This is a genomic window from Agrobacterium sp. K11 (assembly GCF_059429395.1).
This window is the reverse complement of sequence record NZ_JCAHRB010000008.1, coordinates 331,142-348,058: the sequence shown is the minus strand read 5'-3', so window position 1 is coordinate 348,058 and position 16,917 is coordinate 331,142. Positions and strand designations below refer to the sequence as shown.

The following is a 16,917-nucleotide window of genomic DNA, read 5'->3' as shown; positions in this document are numbered from 1 at the left end:
GAGGAAACTAATGCGCACCAAGGTCGTCATCATCGGTTCCGGTCCTTCGGGTCTGCTGCTTGGTCAGCTGCTTGCCAATGAAGGCATCGATACCGTCATTCTCGACCGGGCCGGCAAGGACTACATCCTCGGTCGGGTCCGCGCCGGGGTGCTGGAAGAAGGCACAGTGCACCTTCTGGAAAAAGTTGGCGCCGACAAACGCCTGCACAAGGAAGGTCTGCCGCATGACGGTTTCTCGCTGGCCTTTGACGGGCGCGATCACCGTATCGACCTCTTCGATCTTACCGGCGGCAAACGGGTAACGGTGTACGGTCAGACGGAGGTGACGCACGACCTGATGGATGCCCGCGAAAAAGCGGGGCTTACCACAATCTATGAAGCCTCGAATGTGAAGCCGCATGATTTCGATGGTACCAGCCCCTATGTCACCCATGAGAAAGACGGCGTAAGCCACCGGATCGATTGTGATTTTATTGCCGGATGCGATGGGTTTCACGGCGTCAGCCGCAAATCCGTGCCTGAGCGCTCGATCAAGGAATTCGAAAAGATATATCCTTTCGGCTGGCTCGGTATTCTGGCCGAAGTGCCACCCGTCAGCCACGAACTCATCTATGCCAACCATCCCAGTGGTTTTGCGCTCTGTTCCATGCGCTCGCACACGCGCAGCCGCTATTACCTGCAATGTTCGCTGGAAGACCGGCCGGAGGACTGGAGCGATGAGCGCTTCTGGGATGAAATCCGCCGCCGCCTGCCGGAAAACCATGCCGATGACCTGGTGACCGGACCGTCATTTGAAAAATCCATCGCACCGCTTCGGTCCTTCGTGTGCGAACCGATGCGCTTCGGGCGATTGTTTCTGGCGGGCGACGCCGCCCACATCGTGCCGCCGACCGGCGCCAAGGGCCTCAACCTTGCTGCCAGCGACGTGCATTATCTCAGCGAGGCGCTCATCGAATTTTACCGTGAAGGGTCGGAAGCGGGCATCGATTCCTATTCGCAGAAAGCGCTATCTCGCGTCTGGAAGGCCGTGCGCTTTTCCTGGTGGATGACGACAATGATGCACCGCTTTCCCGATACCGGCGAATTTGGCCAGCGCATTCAGGAAGCGGAGCTGGATTACCTCGTGCATTCCCGCGCGGCCTCCACGGCGCTTGCGGAAAACTATGTCGGGCTTCCCTATTAGGAAACAGTTTCGGGCTTCGGGTCGAGCAGTTCGCGCGCAGCTTCGCGAATGGCCTGTATCAGTAGCGACAGCGGCAGTGAGGGCTGCGTATCGGCCCGCACCGTCAAGCCGACCGGACCGCTGGTATCGCCGGTATCGACCGGCAGGATCGCCAGAGTTCCATCTGCCACATCGCCTGCGACCACGCCTTCCGAAATGATCCAGACGGCATCACTGGTGCGCAGGAACGCGCGACCAAACGCATCCGATACCGTTTCGATGCGGATCGGCAAGGCCGGCACCCCATTGGCGATCAGGAACTGCTCGACGATGGGACCGATTACCGACTGGCGGGTGGGGATCAATACCGGGAACTCGTGCAGGTGATCGAAAACCGAAATGCCCGGCGACAGCAGCGGATGGCCGGCGCGCACGACGAACCGCACCTTTTCGGAATAGAGATGCTCGAAGGAAAAGCCCGCCATCTTTTCCGGCGCAGCCAGGCGCCCGACGACGAGATCCAGATCGCCGACGCGCAACTGCTCCAGAAGAACGGCATTGTCACCGGTGACGATCTTGACCGGGCTGCCGGTTTTTTCCGAAAGAAATCCCGCCATGGCTTTCGGCATGATCCTCACCGAAACGGTCGGCAAGGCACCGACGCGAACCGGCGGGCCGGCACGCGCCGCCTCCTGCGAGACGGAATCGACCGCATGGCGAAGTGCCGTCATCGTTGCCCCGGCATGGCGCAGGAACACCTCGCCATAGCGGCTGATGCGGATGCCGCGCCCCTCGCGGTCGAACAGCGAGACGCCGAGAATCTCCTCGAGTTCGCGGATGGTTTTCGTTACCGCCGGCTGGCTGACATGCAGGATTTCCGCCGCACGAATGACGCTTTTCTGGCGCGCCACCTCCACGAAGGTCTGAAGATGCCGGAACTTTATACGCTGCTCGACCATCGAACATATAATCCATTGGTTATATTTTTCACCGATAATGTCATTTTACTTAACCGGAACGCGCTTGCAATATCGTCAACAGGAGGACGTACATCATGCATTTTCTGCGCTGTGGCGAAAACGCGATCCATTATCGTGCGCACGAACTGGAAAGCGGCAAGCCGGTCATCGCCTTTATCAATTCACTTGGTACCGATTTCCGTATCTGGGATGCGGTGATTGCGGAACTTGGCGACAACTATGCTTTCGTCCTGCACGACAAACGTGGCCATGGCCTGTCCGATATCGGCCGCCCTGCCTATTCGATAGACGATCACGCGGACGACCTGATTGCCATCCTCGATCATCTTTCCGTCGACAATGCGGTCATCTGGGGTCTGTCAGTCGGTGGACTGGTTGCACAGGGACTTTATGCCCGGCGTCCCGATCTCGTGCGTGCCCTTGTGCTCAGCAATACCGCCCACAGGATTGGCACCACCGAGATGTGGAACGCGCGCATCGACAAGATCGCCGCAGACGGCCTTGCCTCGCTGATCGATCCGGTGATGGAGCGCTGGTTCACACCAGCCTTTCGCCAGCCGGACAACGTGGTTTATGCGGGCGCGCGCAACATGCTTTCCCAACAGCCGGAGGCCGGTTACAGCGGCACCTGCGCCGCCATACGCGATGCCGATTTCACGCACGAAGCGGGTCGCATCGCTGTTCCGACGCTCTGCGTGGCGGGCGATGAAGACGGGTCGACACCGCCAGCACTGGTGAAATCGCTGGCGGACCTCATTCCCGCAAGTCGTCTCGCCACCATTGCACGCTGCGGCCACATTCCTTGCCTTGAACAACCGCTCGCCTATGCGCAGGCGGTCGGTGATTTTCTGAAGACCTTGCCGGAGCACTGACAGATGGCGGACAATATCGACAAGAACGAGAGATTTGAGCAGGGCATGAAAACGCGCCGCGCCGTGCTCGGTGACGCGCATGTCGACCGCGCGCAGACGGTGACAACGGGGTTCGACCAGCCGTTTCAGCAGCTCATCACCGAAGCGGCCTGGGGCACGGTGTGGTCCGGTAACCACTGGACGAAGCGCGAGCGCTCGATGGTCACCATCGCCTTGCTTGCCGCACTCGGTCAGGACGAGGAGCTCGCCATGCACGTGCGCGCCACCGCCAATACCGGCGCCACCGAAGCGGATATTCGCGAAGCGCTGCTGCATGTCGCAATCTATGCCGGCGTTCCCGCCGCCAACCATGCTTTCAAGACCGCCAAGCTTGCTCTGGCCGGCATGAAAGCCGATAGTTCCCGCGACGAGGAGGAGACGAAATGAGTAATACAAAGCCCGAAACCGGGCCGTTCTTCGCACGCGACCGCGACATTCATCCGCTGGCCTATGCTCCCTGGTACAAGACCTCTGTCCTGCGTTCTCCGCAGCGCGCCCTGATTTCGCTGGAAGGCACCAAAAGCGAGATCACCGGGCCGGTTTTCGGCCACAGCCTGCTGAACGAGCTGGATAACGACCTGATCCTCAATTATGCCCGCCCTGGCGAAATGCCGATTGGCCCGCGCATCCTGGTCCACGGCCGGGTGCTGGACGAGCGCGGCCGCGGCGTGGACGGTGCGCTCGTGGAATTCTGGCAGGCCAATGCCGGCGGGCGGTATCGCCACAAGAAGGAAACCTATCTCGCCGCCATCGATCCGAATTTTGGCGGCGTCGGCCGCACGATCACGGATGAGAACGGTTATTACTGGTTCAAGACCATCCAGCCGGGCGCTTACCCCTGGCCGAACGGCGTCAACGACTGGCGGCCTGCCCATATCCACTTCTCGGTCTTCGGCCACGGCTTTGCCCAGCGGCTGATAACCCAGATGTATTTCGAAGGCGATCCGCTGATCTGGAAATGTCCGATCGTCAAAACCATCCCGGACGAGGATGCGATCAAGCGGCTGATCGCGCCGCTGGATATGAATTCAAACATTCCCATGGACATGCTGGCATACAAGTTCGACATCGTGCTTCGCGGCCGCCGCTCCACGTTTTTCGAAAATCGCAAGGAAGGCAACTGATCATGGTCCAGCCGCTCGGTTATCTCAAGGAATCAGCGTCGCAGACGGCAGGTCCATATGTCCATATCGGCTGCACCCCCAATTTCGTTGGCATCGAGGGCGTGTTCGAAAAGGACCTGGGCTCCGGCGCGCTCTATAACGACAAGGCTCGCGGCGAACGCATAAGCGTGCGTGGCACGGTCTACGACGGCGCTGGCATGCCGCTTAAGGACGCCCTGATAGAAATCTGGCAGGCGGATACGGACGGTTATTACAACAGCCCCAGCGAAACACGCGGCAAGGCGGATCCGAATTTCACCGGCTGGGGCCGCTCGCCCGGCGACATGGATACCGGCGAATTCATCTTCGACACCATCAAGCCCGGCAAGGTGCCCTTCCGCGACGGCCGGTGGATGGCGCCGCACATCACTTTCTGGATCGTGGCGCGCGGTATCAATATCGGCCTGCAAACCCGCATGTATTTTCCCGAGGAGCAGGAGGCCAATGCCGCTGATCCGGTCCTTGCCCGCGTCGAGCAGAAAAGCCGCATCGCCACCCTTGTCGCCAAAAAGGAGGAAGGAAACATCTATCGTTTCGATATCCGCCTTCAGGGCGAGGGCGAAACCGTGTTTTTCGATATCTGAGCGGAGCTGTAACCTGAGATGAGCCTTTCCCCCTTCGAACATCCGTTTCTCTCCGGCCTTTTTGGCGACAGCGAAATCGTTGAGCTGTTTTCGGCCAGAGCGGATATCGATGCCATGATCCGTTTCGAGACGGCGCTGGCGCAGGCGCAAGCCGGGGCGGGCGTCATTGAATCGGATGCGGCGGATGCGATCGTCTCCCGCCTTTCCGATTTTGCCGCCGATACCACCGCGCTTCGCCATGGCGTCGCCAAGGACGGCGTTGTGGTGCCGGAACTTGTCCGGCAGATGCGGGCGGCGGTTGCCGGTACTGCGGCGGAAAAGCTGCATTTCGGCGCCACCAGCCAGGATGTCATCGATACCAGCCTGATGCTGCGGCTGAAGGCGGCAGCGGAAATCATCGCGGCACGGCTCGGCCGCCTCATCGATACGCTGGGTGATATTGCGGTCCGCGATGGCAGCAACCCGCTGACGGGATATACCCGCATGCAGGCCGCCATCGCCATCACGGTCGGCGACAGGGTGGAAAGCTGGATCGATCCGCTGGAACGGCATCTGGTTCGGATCGACACGTTTTTGCAGCACGGTTTTGCCGTCCAGTTCGGCGGCGCGGCCGGCACGCTGGAAAAGCTCGGCGACAATGCCGGCACTGTCCGCGCCGATCTCGCAAAGCGTCTCGGCCTTTCTGACAGGCCGCAGTGGCACAGCCAGCGCGACGGTATCGCCGAGCTTGCCAATCTCCTGTCGCTCGTCACCGGCACGCTTGGCAAGTTCGGGCAGGATATCGCGCTTCTGGCCGAAGTCGGCGCCGAAATTCGCATGAGCGGCGGGGGTGGTTCCTCGGCGATGCCGCACAAGCAGAACCCGGTCAATGCGGAAACGCTGGTGACGCTGGCACGCTTCAACGCCGTGCAGATTTCGGCGTTGCACCAGTCTCTCGTTCACGAACAGGAACGTTCGGGCGCGGGCTGGATGCTCGAATGGCTGTCGCTGCCGCAAATGGTGACGGCAACGGGGTCCTCACTCCTGATCGCCGAGCGCCTCGCGGGGCAGATCGACCGGCTGGGAGCAAGCGAAGAATAAAGAGGGAATGACAGATTTTCGCTAGGACTGAGCGGCCTTCGGGCGCTTTTGCCAGCGAGATGGGAATGGCGCGGGCGCGCGATGAAAACGCTTGCCATTAGTCACATTAGTCGTTGATAAAAAACGACTTTCTTGAACAAGATGAATGAAGAAAAAGTGATCTCTAAGCTGTTTCTAACCGGAGTTGGCGCTTGACACAAAATTGAACTAACTGGTACAAACATTCAGGTTAACGCTATGCTGGCACAGAAGTGTGGAGCTTCGCCGGCACGGTAAAAACAAACGGAGGGCTTTGGAGCCACAGGGTTTCCAAAGCGATGCGAACAAGGCGAAACGTCTGTTCGGACCCGAACGGGTTGGGAGGAAATATGTCTTACAGTCTCGATTTTTCGGCGGTCATAGACCGTCTGCCCGAGCTGCTTCTGGCCTGTCTTGCAACGATCGGCCTTGCAATCGCCGGCATGTCGCTTGCCACCGTCATCGGGGTTCTCGGCGTCGTGGCCCGCCGCTCGCGCTTCAAGCTGCTGCGCGGTCTGGTCATCGGGTTCGTGGAAGCCATTCGCAACACGCCGTTTCTGGTGCAGATATTCTTCATCTTCTTCGCCCTGCCGCAAATCGGCATCAAGCTTAACCCCACGGTCACGGCCATCATTGCGCTTGCGTTGAACGGCGGCGCCTATGCCATTGAAATCATTCGCGGCGGCGTCGATTCCATTCCGAAGGGTCAGGTTGAGGCGGGATTGGCGCTTGGCTTGCACCGGGCGCAGATCTTCCGGCACATCATTCTGAAGCCGGCGCTTCGGGCGGTCTATCCGTCACTCACCAGCCAGTTCATCATGCTGACGCTGACCACTTCGGTCTGTACCTCGATTGCGGCTTACGAGCTGACCTCGGTGGCCCAGCAGATCGAAGCGGACACCTTCCGCTCCTTTGAGGTCTATTTCTCGATCACGCTGCTTTATCTGGTCATTTCCTCGCTGATGATGGGGGTATTTTCCCTCATCTCCCGCACATCGTTCAGCTATCCGGTCAAGTGAGGAAAAGACAATGGCATCCATCGGTTCCAACGAATTGTTCTTCCTGCTGCAGGGCCTGAAATGGACCCTTGCGCTGACACTGATCGGCTTCATCGGCGGCGGCATTTTCGGCCTTTGCGTCGCGCTTGGCCGCGTTGCCGAAACCCCGGCGATCCAGCGCGCCAGCACCGGCTTCATCGCGATTTTCCAGGGCACACCGCTCCTGATGCAGCTTTTCGTCGTCTATTACGGCGTGGCGCTTGCGGGCCTGAATGTGGATGCCTGGATTGCGGTCGCCATCGCATTCACCCTGCATGCCAGCGCCTTTCTGGGTGAAATCTGGCGCGGTGGCATCCAGGCTGTGCCGAAGGGTCAGACCGAAGCCGCCAACGCGCTTGGCCTGCACTACGTGTCGCGTATGAAGGACGTGGTTCTGCCGCAGGCCTTCAAGATTTCGCTGCCCGCCACCATCGGTTTTCTGGTGCAGCTCATCAAGGGCACGTCGCTTGCCGCCATTGTCGGCTTCGTCGAACTGTCCCGCGCCGGCCAGATCGTCTCCAACCAGACGTTCCGTCCGCTGACGGTCTTTGCCATCGTCGGCATCATGTATTTCCTGATCTGCTGGCCGCTTTCCCTGTGGGGCGCCAGTGTAGAAAAGCGGATGCAAGCCGCTTCCCGCTAATACCCATCAACATGTCATCAAGCTTTGTAAGGAGGAGCAAAAGATGAAATCCAACGGTAAATTCTCACGTCGCACCCTGCTCGCGCTCGCCGCAGCAACGGTCGCCCTGCCCTTTATCGCACCGGTCGACGCCTTCGCCGGCACGGTGGATGAGGCCAAGGCCAAGGGCAAGGTCGTAATCGGCATTCAGGGCGACAATTCGCCATGGGGCTTCGTCAATTCGAGCGGCGTTCAAGACGGCCTCGATGCCGATATCGGCAAGGCGTTTGCCGAATATCTCGGCGTCAAGGTGGAATTCGTACCGCTTGCCGTGGCAAACCGCATTCCGGCCCTTCTGACGGGCAAGGTCGACCTGCTGTTCGCAACCATGGGCATGACCGCCGAGCGCGCCAAGACCATCCAGTATTCCAAGCCCTATGCCGGTAACGTGCTTTCCGTCTACGGCCCCAAGGACAAGAAGATCGGCAACTATGACGATCTGACCGGCGTTTCCGTCGGCGTTCCGAAGTCCAGCGCCATGGACACGGCAATCACGGCAGGTGCAGGCTCCAAGGCCAAGATCCTGCGCTTTGACGATGATGCCGCCAACATTCAGGCGCTGATTTCCGGCCAGGTCGAGGTTGTCGGTGGCAACCAGTTTTATGGCGACCGCCTCAATCAGGCTGCCAACGGCAAATACGAGCCGAAGTTCGACCTGACGACGCTTTACAACGGCGCCGGCACCCGTCCGGGTGAAAAGGACTGGAACGAGACCGTCAACGCCTTCCTCGACAAGATCAAGTCGGATGGCCAGCTTGCCAAGATCTACGACAAGTGGATGAAGCGCGAAGTTCCCGCTTTCCCGGAAAGCCTGCCGGATATTCCTTTCACCGTGAAGTGAAGACCGGAAGAGGCTGGATTGGGAGGAGTAACCAATGGGAATCTTTAACAGACAGACGCGTTGGCGAACAGCCATCGCCATCGGATTGGCAGCAGCTTTGCTGCCAATCCTGACACCCGCAGGCGCAGAAGCCAGAACACTTGAAGAAGCAAAGTCCAGCGGCAAGATCATCATCGGCATTCAGGGCGACAACGCGCCCTGGGGCTTCATAAATTCCTCTGGTGTTCAGGAAGGTTATGATGCGGATTTGGCCCGCGGGTTTGCGGACTATCTTGGACTGAAAGTGGAGTTCGTACCGCTTGCAGTCGCCAACCGCATCCCGTCGCTTCGCACCGGAAAGGTCGATGCCCTGTTCGCGTCGATGGGGATGACGCCGGAACGCGCGAAAAACGTACAATATGCGCAGCCTTACGCGCATAACGTCATGTCGGTCTATGCCACCAAGGACAAGAAGATCGCCAACTTCGACGATCTCACGGGAATGACCGTCGGCGCGCCGAAATCCAGTCCGATGGACACGGCTTTGACCGCAGGTGCCGGCACCAAGGCAAAAATTCTGCGTTTCGACGATGACGCCGCCACCATTCAGGCGATCCTGTCGGGCCAGATCGAGGCAATCGGCGGCAACCAGTTTTATGGTGACCGTCTCGCAGCGGCTGGCGGCAAGGATTACGAGGTAAAGTTCGACCTCGTGACCCTCTACAACAGCGCCGCCACGCGCCCCGGTGAAAAGGACTGGAACGAGGCACTCAACGCTTGGCTCGACAAAGCCAAGGCCAATGGCGAGCTCGCAAAAGTCTATGCCAAATGGATGAAGCGCCCGGTTCCGGACTTCCCGGCCTCGCTTCCTGACATTCCCTACACCGTTAACTAACGCTGCTTCCCAGCATGAAGGAAAATTCCATGTCGCAATCCTCCGCCGCACAGGCTCCGCTGATCGCCCTTGAAGGGGTTGGAAAGTGGTATGGAGCCTTCCATGCGCTGAAAGGCGTCAACATGACGGTTCGCAAAGGTGAAAAAATCGTTCTTTGCGGCCCGTCCGGTTCAGGAAAATCCACCCTTATCCGCTGCATCAACCATCTGGAAGAAATCCAGGAGGGCAAGATCACGGTCGAGGGAACCACGCTTTCGGATTCGACCCGCGCCATCGATGCGGTTCGCCGTGAAGTGGGCATGGTGTTCCAGAGCTTCAATCTCTTCCCGCACAAGACCATCATGGAAAACTGCACCCTGGCGCCCATGCGGGTGAAGGGCCTGTCGAAAGCCGATGCGGAAGCGACCGCGCGCAAATATCTGGAGCGCGTGCGCATTCTCAATCAGGCCGATAAATATCCGGCGCAGCTTTCCGGCGGCCAGCAGCAACGCGCAGCGATTGCCCGTGCGCTCTGCATGGAGCCGAAAGCCATGCTGTTCGATGAGCCGACTTCGGCGCTTGATCCGGAAATGGTCAAGGAAGTGCTCGACACGATGATCGGTCTTGCCCGCGACGGCATGACGATGATCTGCGTGACCCATGAAATGGGCTTTGCCCGGCAGGTTGCCGACCGTGTGGTCTTCATGTCGGAAGGCGAAATCATCGAGGAAGGCCCGCCGGACGAGTTCTTCCGCGATCCCAAGCACCAGCGTACCCGCACATTCCTCGGCGAAATTCTCGCCCATCACTAAGGCTCACCCGGAGCCGACAGGCAGGCGGGGATGACCCCCGCCTCTCCCACCACGTTCGATGAGCGATGACCTGATCATGACAGACACCAAATCCTTCAAGGTCGGCCTGATTGGCGCCGACATCCAGCTTTCCAAATCTCCCGCGCTGCACATGCGCGAAGGGGCTGCCCACGGCCTCGATTATTCCTACGAGCTTGTCGATGTCGTGGCGCGCAAGCTGCCGGAAAGCGCGCTTCCCGATCTGCTCAATGAGCTGGAATCGCGCGGCTTTGCCGGCACCAACATTACCCATCCCTTCAAGCAGGCGGTCCTTCCGCACCTGCATGAATTGTCTGATGATGCCCGCATGCTCGGCGCGGTCAACACCGTCGTCTTCAAGGACGGACGTCGCATTGGGCACAATACGGACTGGTACGGATTTTACGAGAGCTTCATGCGCGGCCTGCCGGATGCGAAACGAGACCGGGCGCTGCTGGTCGGTGCTGGTGGTGCAGGCGTTGCGGTGGCCCATGCGGCGCTGAAACTCGGCATTACCCATCTCGATATCTGCGACCGCGATTTCAGCCGCGCCGAGCATCTGGCTGCCGAACTCAACGCCCGTTTTGGCGAAGGCCACGCCTTTGCCGTGAAAGACCCGGCAGATTCCCTGCCCTTCGCGGATGGGTTGATCCACGCCACACCGATGGGCATGCCCGCCCATCCCGGCATGCCGGTCAAGGCCGACCTCCTTGAACAACGGCACTGGGTGGCCGATATCGTTTATATGCCGCTGGTGACCGAGCTTCTGGCGACGGCGGCCCAAAAAGGCTGTCGCACCCTGCCCGGCGGCGGCATGACGGTGTTTCAGGCTGTTGGCGCGTTTCGGCTGTTCTGCGGCCGTGAACCTGATGCAGAGCGCATGACGGCACATTTTACCGAAATTTGCACGAAAGAGGGTGTGGCGTGAGCCTTTTCACCATACTTAACGGACCGAACCTCAACCTGCTCGGCCAACGCCAGCCGGAAATCTACGGCTACGAGACGATGGCCGATGTGGAGGCCAATTGCCGCGCGATTGCCGAGGCGGCGGGGCACGAGATATTCTTTGCCCAGAGCAACCGGGAATACGAGCTGATAGACTGGATCCATGCGGCGCGCGGCACATCGGCAGGCATCGTCATCAATCCCGGTGCCTTTACCCATACCTCGGTGGCGATCCTCGATGCACTCAATACCTTCGAGGCACCGGTGATCGAGGTTCACATTTCCAACATCCACAAACGGGAGATCTTCCGCCACCATTCCTATATCTCGACGCGCGCCGAAGGCGTGATCGCCGGTCTCGGCATCGAAGGTTACGGGGTGGCGCTCAGCCACCTCATCGGCCGTCTTTCCCGATCTTCGTGATATGGTCCGGGCTCAGCACATATCGCAACACCATGTCGCTGACGTGATGCGACAATGTTTGCTGACCCTTCTCGGTAAACAGCCCGTCGCCGAAGATGAAAGAGAAGGTTGCGACGTTCGAGACGTTGAAAAAGGACAGCGCGCTGATCTGCCAGTGCAGTTCCAGCGCATTGATGCCGTTGCGGAAAATGCCGCTCTTCTGGCCGCGCAGCAGCACGCTTTCCAGGGCATCGATGGCCGGCCGGTTGAGCTGGCGGATCGTTCCGGACGATTGCATGTGCCGGCCGTGATGAATGTTCTCGATCATCACCATGCGGATGAAAGCCGGGTTGCGGCGATGGTGATCGAAAGTGAACCGACAGAGCTTTTCGAGCGCCGCAACCGGCTCCAGACCGTCCAGCTCCAGATCGCTCTCGCCGCCACGCACCTTGGCATAGGCTTCTTCAAGAACGCGCTGGTAAAGCCCTTCCTTGTCGGTAAAATAATAATAGATCATCCGCTTGGACGTACGCGTGCGGGCGGCGATCTCGTCGATGCGCGCTCCCGACAGGCCGTTTTGCGAAAACTCCTCCATCGCAACGGAAAGAATGTCTCGGCGCACGCCTTCCGGATCGCGCTTCGCCTGCCGGGTTTCGCTGGTGCCGTTCGAAGTTGCGCTTTTTGTCATGATCCATCCATCAGCAGGGTATACGGCTTGCCGCCGCACCCCTATTATTAACCAATTAGTACATAACGCTGAAAAGGAACGCAATATGGCGAGCTATGACACAGGCAAACAGGGCGTGCCAATGCGTACTTCCATCGCCACCGTCTCCATCAGCGGCGAATTCCCGGAGAAACTGGCGGCCATTGCGAAAGCCGGTTTCACCGGCGTGGAGATTTTCGAGAACGATTTCCTGACCTACGATGCCTCGCCGCGCGAGGTGAAGGCCCTTGCGGCGGATCATGGGCTGGATATTACGCTTTTCCAGCCGTTCCGCGATTTCGAAGGCATGCCGGAACCGCACCGCGCCCGCGCCTTTGAGCGCGCAGGGCGTAAATTCGACATCATGGGCGAACTCGGGACGGATCTGATGCTGATCTGCTCGAATGTCTCGCCGGTGTCGCTGGGTGGCATAGACCGCGCCGCCGCCGATTTCCATGAGCTTGGCGAACTTGCGTCCAGGCATGGCGTTCGCGTGGGTTACGAGGCGCTGGCCTGGGGCCGGCACATCAGCGATCATCGCGATGCGTGGGAAGTGGTGCGCCGCGCCGATCACCCCAATGTCGGTATCATCCTCGACAGCTTCCACACGCTGTCGCGCAAGATCGATCCCAACTCCATCCGCTCCATTCCCGGCGACAAGATCTTCATCGTGCAATTGGCCGACGCACCGCTGATCGACATGGACCTGTTGTACTGGAGCCGCCATTTCCGCAACATGCCCGGCGAAGGCGATCTGCCGGTGGTGGATTTCATGCGCGCTGTCGCGGCAACCGGTTATAGCGGCCCGCTGTCGCTCGAAATCTTCAACGACCAGTTCCGCGGTGGCTCGGCGCGCCTGCTGGCTGAGGACGGCCATCGTTCGCTCATCAACCTCATGGATCAGGTGCGCCGTCTGGAGCCCGACATCCGCATCGAGGCGCCCGCCATGCCTGAGCGGGTGCAGACGGAAGGCGTGGAGTTTGTCGAGTTCACAACGGCGCCGGAGGAAAAGGCCAATCTGGAAGCGCTGCTCGCCACACTTGGTTTTGATAAAACCGCGAGGCACCGCAATCGCGATGTCGATCTCTATACGCAGGGCGACATTCGCATCGTCATCAATACCGGCGGTACCGGTGAGAGTTTCGCCGGTGCATCGTACTCCATCCACGGCACCAATGCCTATGCGTTCGGCCTGAAGGTCGATGATGCGCAGGCAGCGCTTGCGCGTGCGGCAGCGCTGGGCGCGCCGACATTCGCCGAACCGCGCAAATCCGGCGAAGTCGCGGTTCCAGCCATTCAGGGCGTGGGCAATGGCGTCATCTATTTCCTCGACGGGTCCACGGCGCTCGCCTCCATCTGGGACAATGAATTCGCACCGGTCGATGCGACGGCACCGGCAGGCAATACCGGACTGACCCGCATCGACCATCTTGCGCAAACCACGCATTACGATGAAATGCTGACCTGGCTTCTGTTCTACACATCGCTGTTTTCAACGCGCCGCACGCCGATGGTGGATGTGGTCGATCCCGGCGGTCTGGTGCGCAGCCAGGCCATAGAAAGCGTGCCCTCCCCGCGTTTTCGCCTGACCATGAACGGCGCCGACAACCGAAAGACCTTCGCCGGCAAATTTCTGGCGGAAGGTTTCGGCACCAGCATCCAGCACATCGCCTTCGCCACGGACGATATCTTCGCCACCGCCAAGGCTCTGCATGCGCGCGGCTTTCACGCCCTGCCGATCTCGCGCAATTATTATGACGATCTGGAGGCCCGCTTCGGGCTGGAACCGGAATTCTCCGACGCACTCCGGGAAGCAAGCATCCTCTACGACCGGGACGACAACGGCGAATATTTCCAGATATACAGCCGCACCTTCGGCGAAGGGTTCTTCTTCGAAATCGTCGAAAGGCGCGGTGCCTACGGCGGATATGGCGCGATGAACGCCCCCTTCCGCATCGCTGCGCAGCGGCGTCTTGCGCCACCGATCGGCATGCCGAAGGAATAGGCGCAGACACCAGTCCACTGGTGCTCCAAAAATCCAAACAGGCCGCAGCCGGCAGGAATGCCGCTGCGGCCTGTCTTTATTTACGCCAGCGTCACTATCTCATAGTCCCGTGGAATGGCGGAGGTGGCAACAAACCACTTAGATGCGCGCGTGCGCTGCTGATGAAAATCGAAAGCAGCGCGGTCCACAAAAAGCTCTTCCACCCTCCAGATCAGGGGGTCTTCGGTCTGCGATACCTCAAAGGAAATACAGCCCGGCTCCGCTCTGGTCAGGCGAATGTGATCGGGTAGATGGCTTTCTACAAGTTGGACATCCTGCACCGATGCGCAACGCAGGAAGCCAGATAGCCTGACCGCACCCGTTCTATTCGTCATACCCAGTATCCTTTTTCAATGGTCTTCGTCCGGCCTGTATCACGGGCAGCGGCACCCGCAACCACTGAAATCGATACATCCTCAATACAGACTAAAACCATCCCTTAATCGGGGTCCGGCCCTTCGGCACACCCGCGCCCAAAATAAATGCACTTGCGTATTTGTAGAGCAGTATACAAAAATTGTTCAACACTCTGGACATGATTGTCCTGTTTTGTTAGCTTTTTTGTAAAACAAGGGGTGGGGAATACAAGTTCATGCGCATCATCGATTCTGAGACTGGCAACAGGCATTTTACCGGCACCGGTGAGGTCGCCCGTAGCACTTCGACCAGGTCGCAATTCCCTTATCGACCGGCAGCAGCCAATCTACATCGCGCCTGAAACGCCATGCGCTTTCTTTTTGACACTCCCATCCTCCGGCACAGCGTTTTATCCCGCGCGCCTGCCCCACGCCCTTGCCCCCTCACTATTTCAGATGGCCGCGCCGGCATTGCCGCGCATGCCAAGCCGGAGACGCTGATATGACTGCCGCAAACCGCAACGCCCTCCTCTCGGTTGAAAACCTGAGCGTTGAGTTCGGCGACAGCCGCGTCGTGGACGATATTTCCTTTACCGTGGAAGCCGGCAGGACAGTGGCGATCGTCGGCGAATCCGGATCGGGCAAATCGGTCACGTCGCTCTCGACCATGCGTCTTGCGGATATGATGGGCGCGACTTACCCCGCCGGTCGCATCATGTTCGAAGGCAAGGATCTGCTGAAGGCATCGCAGAAGGAAATGCGGTCGATCCGCGGCAAGGAGATCGCCATGATCTTCCAGGAGCCGATGACGTCGCTGAACCCGGTCTTCACCATCGGTGACCAGATCTGCGAAGTGCTTGTCCTGCACGAGAAAATGGGCAAGGCGGCGGCCATGGCCGAGGCAAAAAAGTTGCTCGACATGGTGCGGTTGCCGGATGCGGCCGAGCTTCTGCACCGTTATCCGCATCAGCTTTCCGGCGGCATGCGCCAGCGCGTGATGATTGCCATGGCGCTTGCCTGTCGGCCGAAGCTGCTGATCGCCGACGAACCGACGACGGCACTTGATGTCACCATTCAGGCGCAGATCCTCAACATCATGCGCGACCTGCAAAAGAAGCTCGGCATGGGCATGGTCTTCATCACCCATGACATGGGCGTGGTGGCGGAAATGGCGGATGACGTCGTCGTCATGTGGAAGGGCAGGAAGGTTGAGGAAGGCCCGGTCAAGGACATCTTCGCCAATCCGCAGCATCCCTATACGCGGGCGCTGCTTTCCGCCGTTCCGCGCCTCGGCAGCATGACCGGCGAAGAGTTTCCCAAGCGCCTTCCGCTCACCGTCCTGCAGGATGGCCAGCCGGTCGTGGTGGGCGAGGAACGGGTGCAGAACACCGCAAAATACGACGAGAAGCCGCTGCTTTCGGTTCGCGACCTGTTCGTTCGCTTCGATATTCGCAAGAACCTGTTCGGCAAGGCGACGCACCGTTGCAGCGCCGTGCAGAAGGTCAGCTTCGACATCCACGCCGGAGAGACGCTGGCGCTGGTCGGTGAATCCGGTTCGGGCAAATCCACCATCGGCCGCACAATCCAGCAGCTACAATCGGCGGTATCAGGCGAAATATCCTTCAACGGCCGCAGCTATTCTGAGATGTCGGCAGCGGAACGTTTCCGTATGCGGCAGGAAGTGCAATATATCTTCCAGGATCCCTTCGCCTCGCTCGATCCGCGCAAGACGGTAGGTTTCTCGATCGCCGAACCGATCAACACCCACGGCCTGATCAACGATGCCAAGGCGGTGCGCCGCCGGGTGGATGAACTGCTGGAACGGGTGGGTCTGAGTTCGGAACATGCATCGCGGTATCCGCACGAGTTTTCGGGCGGCCAGCGGCAGCGTGTCTGCATTGCCCGCGCGCTCGCCTCCGATCCCAAACTCATCATCGCCGACGAAGCGCTGTCGGCGCTCGATGTCTCCATCCAGGCGCAGATCATCAATCTGTTCATGGATTTGCAGGCGGAACGTGGTCTTGCTTACCTGTTCATCAGCCATGACATGGCGGTGGTGGAAAAGATGAGCCACCGCGTCGCGGTGCTTTATCTCGGCCAGATCATGGAAATGGGCAGCCGCCAGCAGGTCTTCGAAACGCCCACGCATGATTATACGCGCCGGCTGCTTTCCGCAGTGCCGGTTGCCGACCCCCTGATCGAGCGCCGCATCGCCATGATCGAGGGCGAAATTCCCAATCCCGTGCGCCGCGTCGGCGATGAGCCCGCCATTCTCGCCCATGAGGAAATCAATCCAGGCCACTTCATCGCGAAGAGTGCCTGA

Annotated in this window: 18 protein-coding genes; 15 read left to right on the top strand and 3 right to left on the bottom strand. The window is 59.5% G+C overall.

The window, feature by feature from the left end:
* The first annotated feature begins 10 nt into the window (after window positions 1-10).
* Window positions 11-1,183: a 4-hydroxybenzoate 3-monooxygenase gene (gene pobA, locus AC5SEO_RS16435; protein ID WP_112200640.1), complete on the top strand. Its 1,173-nt coding sequence runs from the start codon at window positions 11-13 to the stop codon at window positions 1,181-1,183.
* Here the strand turns inward: pobA and pcaQ are convergent.
* The gene (gene pcaQ, locus AC5SEO_RS16430) at window positions 1,180-2,121 is read right to left on the bottom strand and encodes a pca operon transcription factor PcaQ (protein ID WP_019567002.1); all 942 of its coding nucleotides are present in this window, start codon (window positions 2,119-2,121) and stop codon (window positions 1,180-1,182) included. The genes pobA and pcaQ overlap by 4 nt on opposite strands.
* Before the next feature lie 95 nt (window positions 2,122-2,216).
* Here pcaQ and pcaD point away from each other — a divergent pair, with 95 nt between their 5' ends.
* The 12 genes from pcaD (at window position 2,217) to aroQ (ending at window position 11,509) form a co-directional block, all read left to right on the top strand.
* A complete protein-coding gene (gene pcaD / locus AC5SEO_RS16425) occupies window positions 2,217-3,014 on the top strand; it encodes a 3-oxoadipate enol-lactonase (RefSeq protein ID WP_421418058.1) in 798 nt (265 codons plus the stop codon).
* Between the two features lie 3 nt (window positions 3,015-3,017).
* Window positions 3,018-3,440 carry a 4-carboxymuconolactone decarboxylase gene (gene pcaC, locus AC5SEO_RS16420; protein WP_004431033.1) on the top strand — a complete coding sequence of 141 codons (423 nt, stop codon included), beginning with the start codon at window positions 3,018-3,020 and terminating at the stop codon, window positions 3,438-3,440.
* Complete coding sequence (gene pcaH / locus AC5SEO_RS16415) at window positions 3,437-4,177, top strand: protocatechuate 3,4-dioxygenase subunit beta (RefSeq protein ID WP_060642656.1); 741 nt, start codon at window positions 3,437-3,439, stop codon at window positions 4,175-4,177. Before pcaC ends, pcaH begins: the two co-directional genes overlap by 4 nt.
* Window positions 4,178-4,179: 2 nt before the next feature.
* Window positions 4,180-4,800 carry a protocatechuate 3,4-dioxygenase subunit alpha gene (gene pcaG / locus AC5SEO_RS16410; RefSeq protein WP_025595017.1) on the top strand — a complete coding sequence of 207 codons (621 nt, stop codon included), beginning with the start codon at window positions 4,180-4,182 and terminating at the stop codon, window positions 4,798-4,800.
* Between the two features lie 18 nt (window positions 4,801-4,818).
* Entirely contained in the window at window positions 4,819-5,880 is a 1,062-nt protein-coding gene (locus tag AC5SEO_RS16405; protein ID WP_111784041.1) for a 3-carboxy-cis,cis-muconate cycloisomerase, read from the top strand.
* Between the two features lie 368 nt (window positions 5,881-6,248).
* A complete protein-coding gene (locus AC5SEO_RS16400; RefSeq protein WP_004431026.1) occupies window positions 6,249-6,917 on the top strand; it encodes an amino acid ABC transporter permease in 669 nt (222 codons plus the stop codon).
* Between the two features lie 10 nt (window positions 6,918-6,927).
* Complete coding sequence (locus tag AC5SEO_RS16395) at window positions 6,928-7,578, top strand: amino acid ABC transporter permease (RefSeq protein WP_004431025.1); 651 nt, start codon at window positions 6,928-6,930, stop codon at window positions 7,576-7,578.
* Between the two features lie 43 nt (window positions 7,579-7,621).
* Window positions 7,622-8,458: a transporter substrate-binding domain-containing protein gene (locus tag AC5SEO_RS16390; RefSeq protein ID WP_004431022.1), complete on the top strand. Its 837-nt coding sequence runs from the start codon at window positions 7,622-7,624 to the stop codon at window positions 8,456-8,458.
* A 34-nt stretch (window positions 8,459-8,492) separates the two neighbouring features.
* Complete coding sequence (locus AC5SEO_RS16385; protein WP_019566997.1) at window positions 8,493-9,332, top strand: transporter substrate-binding domain-containing protein; 840 nt, start codon at window positions 8,493-8,495, stop codon at window positions 9,330-9,332.
* 29 nt (window positions 9,333-9,361) lie between these two features.
* A complete protein-coding gene (locus AC5SEO_RS16380) occupies window positions 9,362-10,123 on the top strand; it encodes an amino acid ABC transporter ATP-binding protein (RefSeq protein WP_004431018.1) in 762 nt (253 codons plus the stop codon).
* 58 nt (window positions 10,124-10,181) lie between these two features.
* Window positions 10,182-11,069, top strand: coding sequence for a shikimate dehydrogenase (locus AC5SEO_RS16375; RefSeq protein ID WP_013762364.1), 888 nt, complete (start codon window positions 10,182-10,184; stop codon window positions 11,067-11,069).
* Window positions 11,066-11,509, top strand: a complete 444-nt coding sequence (aroQ, locus tag AC5SEO_RS16370; protein WP_004431014.1) for a type II 3-dehydroquinate dehydratase — start codon at window positions 11,066-11,068, stop codon at window positions 11,507-11,509. The genes AC5SEO_RS16375 and aroQ overlap by 4 nt, the downstream gene beginning before the upstream one ends.
* On the opposite strand, the gene AC5SEO_RS16365 is transcribed toward aroQ, so the two are convergent.
* Complete coding sequence (locus tag AC5SEO_RS16365; protein WP_004431011.1) at window positions 11,481-12,176, bottom strand: TetR/AcrR family transcriptional regulator; 696 nt, start codon at window positions 12,174-12,176, stop codon at window positions 11,481-11,483. The two genes, aroQ and AC5SEO_RS16365, sit on opposite strands and share 29 nt — an antisense overlap.
* A gap of 121 nt (window positions 12,177-12,297) precedes the next feature.
* Here AC5SEO_RS16365 and AC5SEO_RS16360 point away from each other — a divergent pair, with 121 nt between their 5' ends.
* The gene (locus AC5SEO_RS16360; protein WP_111804070.1) at window positions 12,298-14,199 is read left to right on the top strand and encodes a bifunctional sugar phosphate isomerase/epimerase/4-hydroxyphenylpyruvate dioxygenase family protein; all 1,902 of its coding nucleotides are present in this window, start codon (window positions 12,298-12,300) and stop codon (window positions 14,197-14,199) included.
* Between the two features lie 80 nt (window positions 14,200-14,279).
* Here AC5SEO_RS16360 and AC5SEO_RS16355 read toward each other — a convergent pair whose 3' ends face one another.
* On the bottom strand, window positions 14,280-14,573 hold the full coding sequence (locus AC5SEO_RS16355; RefSeq protein ID WP_013762362.1) for a putative quinol monooxygenase: 294 nt from the start codon (window positions 14,571-14,573) through the stop codon (window positions 14,280-14,282).
* Window positions 14,574-15,096: 523 nt separating this feature from the next.
* On the opposite strand from AC5SEO_RS16355, the gene AC5SEO_RS16350 reads away from it, so the two are divergent.
* Window positions 15,097-16,917 carry an ABC transporter ATP-binding protein gene (locus AC5SEO_RS16350; protein WP_421460882.1) on the top strand — a complete coding sequence of 607 codons (1,821 nt, stop codon included), beginning with the start codon at window positions 15,097-15,099 and terminating at the stop codon, window positions 16,915-16,917.